7 protein-coding genes are annotated in these 6,000 nt (G+C 66.0%); 4 read left to right on the forward strand and 3 right to left on the reverse strand.

All coding sequences use genetic code 11. The features are described from left to right. Positions 1-70 precede the first annotated feature (70 nt). Positions 71-982 (reverse strand): LysR family transcriptional regulator, encoded by a 912-nt coding sequence (locus tag B3873_RS10155; protein ID WP_034331312.1) that lies wholly within the window; start codon positions 980-982, stop codon positions 71-73. A gap of 142 nt (positions 983-1,124) precedes the next feature. On the opposite strand from B3873_RS10155, the gene B3873_RS10160 reads away from it, so the two are divergent. From B3873_RS10160 to B3873_RS10175, 4 genes are all read left to right on the forward strand, one after another. Next, complete coding sequence (locus B3873_RS10160) at positions 1,125-1,574, forward strand: PACE efflux transporter (protein WP_121041033.1); 450 nt, start codon at positions 1,125-1,127, stop codon at positions 1,572-1,574. A 7-nt stretch (positions 1,575-1,581) separates the two neighbouring features. Then, positions 1,582-2,166, forward strand: a complete 585-nt coding sequence (locus B3873_RS10165; protein ID WP_286865762.1) for a nucleotidyltransferase family protein — start codon at positions 1,582-1,584, stop codon at positions 2,164-2,166. A 45-nt stretch (positions 2,167-2,211) separates the two neighbouring features. Next, on the forward strand, positions 2,212-2,850 hold the full coding sequence (locus B3873_RS10170) for an FMN-binding negative transcriptional regulator (RefSeq protein WP_209533960.1): 639 nt from the start codon (positions 2,212-2,214) through the stop codon (positions 2,848-2,850). Positions 2,851-2,961: 111 nt separating this feature from the next. Further along, on the forward strand, positions 2,962-3,864 hold the full coding sequence (locus B3873_RS10175; RefSeq protein WP_286865765.1) for a helix-turn-helix domain-containing protein: 903 nt from the start codon (positions 2,962-2,964) through the stop codon (positions 3,862-3,864). A gap of 12 nt (positions 3,865-3,876) precedes the next feature. On the opposite strand, the gene B3873_RS10180 is transcribed toward B3873_RS10175, so the two are convergent. Beyond that, positions 3,877-5,433 carry a sensor histidine kinase gene (locus B3873_RS10180; RefSeq protein ID WP_286865767.1) on the reverse strand — a complete coding sequence of 519 codons (1,557 nt, stop codon included), beginning with the start codon at positions 5,431-5,433 and terminating at the stop codon, positions 3,877-3,879. 65 nt (positions 5,434-5,498) lie between these two features. Then, positions 5,499-5,894, reverse strand: a complete 396-nt coding sequence (locus B3873_RS10185; protein ID WP_227022537.1) for a response regulator transcription factor — start codon at positions 5,892-5,894, stop codon at positions 5,499-5,501. Positions 5,895-6,000 lie beyond the last annotated feature (106 nt).

Here is a 6,000-nt window from a genome sequence, read left to right on the forward strand (position 1 = left end):
TTCCCCGCGCAGCGCCTTCGAGGCGGCCCTGACGGAGCGGCTCAGTCCGAACGGTCTCTGCGGGCCGCATTCATTTGTGCGCGCGCTTGCGCCGGCTCGGTGCCATTTCGCGCATCAGGGCAATGAAACGCTGCGCCCCCAGCCCCAGCGGCTGGTCCTTGTTCCACACCACATCCACCCACATGCGCTGCTGGTTGCTGATGTTGTCGAAATCGATGACCACCAGCGTACCGGCCTCGATCTGTGCCTGCACCAGGCTGTGCGGCAGATAGGCCCAGCCCAGTCCCTCGCGCACCAGCGACAGCGTGGCCAGGTGATTGTCGGTGCGCCAGAGGTGGCGTGCGAGGAAGAAGCGCGGGTCCGAGATGCTGGCATCGCGGCTGGCCACGGCGATCTGGCGGATGTCGTACAGGTCCTCATAACGCAGCTTGCGCTTCTTGCGCAGCCGCGCCGGATGCTCGGGTGCGATCACCGCCACCATCATCTCGCTGCTGAATTCCTGGAAGGCTTCGCGGTCATTGCCGGCATGGCGCTCGAAGACCAGCGCCAGCTGTGCCGTATTGTCATAGAGCATGCGCATGGCATCGGCCTGCGGCGAGGACAGTACTTCCACCTCCAGTGAGGGAAATTCTTCCGCCAGCACCGCCAGCGGTTTGGCCCAGGGCACCGACAGCAGTTCCGGGGCTACCGCCAGCGTCAGCTTGCGCTCCAGTCCCTGATGCATGGCCAGCGCGTGGGCGTCGAGCTGGCGCAGGGTGCTGGCCAGCAGGCGCGCATCCGGTTCCAGCGCGCGCGCCAGTTCGGTCGGTCGGGCATCGCGCGCGGTGCGGTCGAACAGCACCAGGTCGAGCTCCGCTTCCAGCTGGCTGATGGTCATGCTGACCGAGGAAGGTACGCGTCCCAGCTGGCGCGCCGCCGCCGAGAATGAACCACTGTCGAGCACGGCCAGGAAGACCCTGACGTTGTCACTGGAGAAAGCCATCGTCTGTTCCTTGTGTGTATGGCAGTGCCGACCTGTCAGAAAAACTGAAAGAAGCCGACTTCATTCATCAAAAACTTCATCATAGAATGCTTTCCATCGCGCGGCCAGAGGACTGGCGCGCTGCCGTCTTCAGGAGCACATCATGCAGGGATTCAAACGCAAGCTGGTCTATGCCTGCCTCTTCGAGGGGCTGGCCATCATTTTCACCACGGTCGGGCTGAGCGTCTTCGCGGGCCATGACAGTGGCCATGCGTCGGCGGCCGCCGTGGCCTCGTCGACCATCGCCTTCGTATGGAATTTCATCTTCAACGGTTTGTTCGAACGCTGGGAAGCGCGCCAGCCGCGCCGTGGCCGCAACTTTGCGCGCCGTGCTGCGCACGCCCTCGGTTTCGAAGGCGGGCTGGTGGTGATGCTGGTGCCGCTGTTCGCCTGGTGGCTGGGCATCAGCCTGTGGGAAGCGCTGGTACTGGACTTCGGGCTGATCGTGTTCTTCATGATCTACACCTATCTGTTCAACCTCGGCTTTGACCGTGTCTTCGGCCTGCCCAGCTCGGCCATGCCGGTCAGCCCGCAAACCGCAGAAGCGCACTGAGCCAACGGTGGCGCAGGACGATCCTCTGGCCACCCGGCTGCAGCAGTTGATCGCCGCCGATGCGCATCGCCTGCCCTTGCTGCAGGCGGTGCGCAGTCTGGCGCTGCCCGATGCATGGATAGGCGCGGGCTTCGTGCGCAATGCCGTCTGGGATGCGCTGCATGGCCGCCCGGCCACGGCCCCGCACAGCGATATCGACGTCATCTGGTTCGATCCCGCCGCTTGTTCGCCGGAGCAGGACCTTGCCTTGGAGGCGGAGCTGACGATGGCCTGCCCCGGCCCGCAGTGGTCCGTGCGCAACCAGGCGCGCATGCATCTGCGCAATGGGGATGCCCCCTACACCTGTGCCACCGATGCCCTGCGCTACTGGCCCGAGACCGCCACGGCCGTGGCCGTGCGTCTCACCCGGGAGGACCGCATCGAGATCGCCGCCCCGCTCGGTTTGCAGGACTTGTGGCAAGGGTTGCTGCGCCCGGCCGGTGCCTTCGCCACTGACAAGCAGGCGCAGTTTGCTGCCCGCGTCCATGGCCGTGGCTGGCTGGCGCGCTGGCCGCAACTGCGGGTGGTCGCGGCGCAGGATGCAATAGAATAGGGCGCTCCTCTCCCTTCAACGCCAGTCCAACGCCAGCCGCCCGCCATGTACATCCCCGCCCATTTCGCCGACCAGGACACCGCCAGCCTGCACCAGCTCATCACTGCCCATCCTTTCGGCGTGCTGGTTTCGCACACGGCCAGCGGGCTGGATGCCAACCACCTCCCTTGTCATCTCGACCCTGCCCAGGGCGCCTTGGGCACGCTGCATCTGCACGTGGCGCGCGCCAATCCGCTGTGGCGCGAGCTGGCCGATGGCGATGAAGTGCTGGTGGTGTTCTCGGCGGGCGATGCCTACATCTCGCCGAGCTGGTATCCCAGCAAGCATGAGGCGCATCGCCAGGTGCCGACCTGGAATTACAGCGTGGCGCATGCCCATGGCCGTGTGACCATCCGCGATGACGAGCGCTACCTGCGCGGCGTAGTGGCGCGCCTGACCCGTACTCACGAGGCCGGCGAGGCCAAGCCGTGGAAGATGTCCGATGCGCCTGCCGACTACACCGATACCTTGCTCAAGGCCATTGTCGGCATCGAAATCGAGATCACGCGCCTGGAAGGCAAGCGCAAGCTCAGCCAGAACAAGGACGTGCGGGATATCGAAGGCGCAGGCAGAACGCTGGCCGAGCGCGGCCATGTGCAGCTGGGCGAGGCCATGCTGCAGGAGGCTGCCCGCAAGCAACAGTAATCGCGGGCAAGCGAGCTGTTGATTCCTCACACGGGAATGCGCGGCCCTGTAGAATCCCGGAACAGGGTTGCCGCATGCCCTCCTGCATTCCAGTTTTCCACGAGGTCGCCCATGACTGCCCAGGTCCCGCTTGCCACCGCCCCCGCACGCAGCGACTCTCTCGGCTGTTCGTCCACTGCGCTGAAGCAGAGCCAGGAGCTGCAGGGCAGCCAGTTCAGTTTCTATCGCAAGCGGGTTGAAGGCCGTGAGGTGTCGCAGGTCTACACGCCGGCCTCCGATCGCGGTTTCCTGGTCGGCATCTCGATGGCGTCGCAGCACCGCCGCAGCATCTTCCAGGGCCGCCAGGGTGCACAGTTCGAGTTCGGACGCGGTGCCGTCTACATCCGTGATTTTTCCGAAGACTACCGGGCCGACCTGCAGACGCCCTTCGACTTCCTGCTGGTGGAGTTGCCGCTGTCATGGTTTGCCACGGTCAACGAGGATCTGCGCGGCCGCAAGGCCAGCGGGCTGGCCACCGTCACCGGCCACGATGATCCGGTGCTGGCCCATCTGGCCGCCGCACTGGCCCCGGCACTGGCCCAGCCCGATGCCGACAATCACCTGTTCGTCGACCAGCTCGGCCTGGCCATGGGCACCCATCTGCTGCAACGCTACGGCGGAGCCAGCCTGCCTGCGCCGCGCCATGTGCGGCTGTCGCGCCTGCACGAGGACCGGGCCAAGCAGATGCTGCTGCAGAAAAACCGCGACCAGGTCTCCATTCCCGAGATCGCGCGCGAATGCAACATGTCGGCCAGCTACTTCCTGCGCGCCTTCAAGGCCAGTACCGGCCACACGCCGCACCAGTGGCTGCTGCTGCAGCGGGTCGACATGGCGCGCGAATATCTGCGCCACAGCGGGTTGTCGCTGGCCGAGATCGCAGTGGCCTGCGACTTCTACGACCAGAGCCATTTCAGCCGCGTGTTCTCGCAGATCGTGGGCAGCAGTCCGGGCGCATGGCGCCGCCGGCTGGGCTGATGGTCCCGCGGCTCACGGTACGCGCGGCAGGTCGAAGCTGAACACCGTCCCTTGCGGCTGCGCCGCCTCCACGCGCAGGCGGCCGCGATGGGTCTCGATGATGGAACGGCAGATCGCCAGCCCCATGCCCATGCCGTTTTCCTTGGTGGTATAGAAGGCATCGAAGATGTGCGGCATGGCGTCGGCCGCGATGCCCTCGCCGCTATCCTGTATCTCTACCTTCACGCGCTGTTCATTGCAGCAACTCACGCCAATGTTGAGCGTGCGTGCATTTTCCGGCACGGCTGCCATGGCATCGATGGCATTGACCACCAGGTTCAGCAGCACCTGCTGCAACTGCACCGTATCCCCCAGTACATGGACCTCGGCAGGCGGCAGGGACAGCGAAAGATGCACTTCGCGCTGCTCCAGCTCGCTGCGTGACAGGGTCAGCGTATGGCGGATCAGCGCAGCCAGGTCGAGGCGCTCGAATTGCGGCGCGCGATTGCGGGTCAGGTTCTGCAGGCTGCTGATGATGCCGCCGGCGCGCTGGCCTTCGCTGATGATGTCGCGCAGGCCGGCGCGCGCATGTTCCAGTTCCGGCACGGGCCGGTTCAGCCAGCGCAGGCTGGCCCCGGCGTTGGAGACGATGGACATCAGCGGCTGGTTGATTTCATGGGCGATGGACGCGGTCAGCTGGCCCACGGTGTTGGCGCGCGAGACGCGCTCCATGTCCACCTGGGCTGCGCGGATGGCGTATTCCGCCTGCCGCCGCACGGTGATGTCGGTGGCCGTCCCCACGTATTCGGTGAAGGTGCCATCCACCCATACCGGCTTGCCGATGCCGGAGAGATAGCGCACCTCGCCCGTGTCCTGGCGGCAGATGCGGTGCTCCACGCGGATGGTGCCGCCCATGGCGACGGCCGCATTGACGGTCTCGATCACTTCCTGCCGGTCATCGGGATGCATGATGGACGCGAACTCGTCATAGGTGATGCAGTTGCGGCCCGGCGGCAGGCCGTAGATGCGGCACAGTTCATCGGAGCAGAACATCAGGTCCTCGCGCACCAGGTAGCGCATGCTGCCGGCGTGGTTGAAGCGTTCGCCCTGCTTGAGCAGTTCCTGGCTGGTGCGCAGTTCGCGCTCGGCGCACAGCAGTTGTTGCTTTTCCAGCAAGGCCTGCGCATGGTCGGCGGCATTGGCCAGGACCACGGCGGCGTGGGCGGCGAGGTGACGGGCGCAGCGCGTCATGGCCGCAGCGGGTGGCGCGTCGTAATACAGCAGCAGTTCGCCACGCGCCTGGCCACGATGGCTCAGGTGCAGGGTGAGCGTGGCCCTGTGCAGATCGTCCGGCCCGGCGATGCAGTGATCCTTGTTGTTGCAGACGGCCATGCCATCGCGCCGGGCCTCGGCCTCGACCAGGGTCAGGCCGGCCTCATGCCGCACCAGCAGGCAGCGCCGTGCACCAGCCAGTTGGCAGAGCGCGCGGGTGAGTGCCGTCTTGAGCAGAACCGGGTCAAGCAGCGCCGACAATTCGCGCAGGGCGTGCAGCAGGGCATCGTCGTCGGCAGGGCACGGGTCGGACGGCAAGGGGATCTCCAGGCAAGGATGATGAGGTCAAGGCCGCATTGTGCCGCATTGCCGACGCGCGCGGTTCAGGGCGGGCCGTAGAGCAGGGTGGACGTCAGCAGCACCAGCAGGGTATCGGCGTCGACCGGTTTGACCAGCAGCGCCATGCCCATGGCCGTGGCGCGCTGGCGCTGCAGCGGCGTGACCTGCGCCGAGATGAACAGCACCGGCAGGTCCGGTCGCAGGCTGCGCAGTTGCTCGGCCAGTTCGAAGCCGCTCATTCCAGGCAGGTTCAGGTCCACGATGGCGCAGGCGGCTACCGGCAGGCAGGTGCTGGTGAGGAAATCCTCGCCGCCATCGAAACTGCAATGGCGATGCCCGGCGGAATCCAGCAGGTTGCACAGGGCCGCGCGGACCCCGAGATCGTCATCGATCACCGCGATGGGGCGGTGTGATGGTGGCGTTGTCTCCCCTTCGCTCATCATCGTCTGCCCGGTGGCTCACTTGGCGTCCGGCGGCGGTGTGCCGGTGATCTTGGGCATGCATTCGCGGTGGAACCACGCTGCGCTCAGCGGCTCGCCGGCCAGC

The organism is Herbaspirillum sp. UBA812, from assembly GCF_002296545.1.
Lineage (GTDB): Bacteria > Pseudomonadota > Gammaproteobacteria > Burkholderiales > Burkholderiaceae_D > Herbaspirillum > Herbaspirillum huttiense.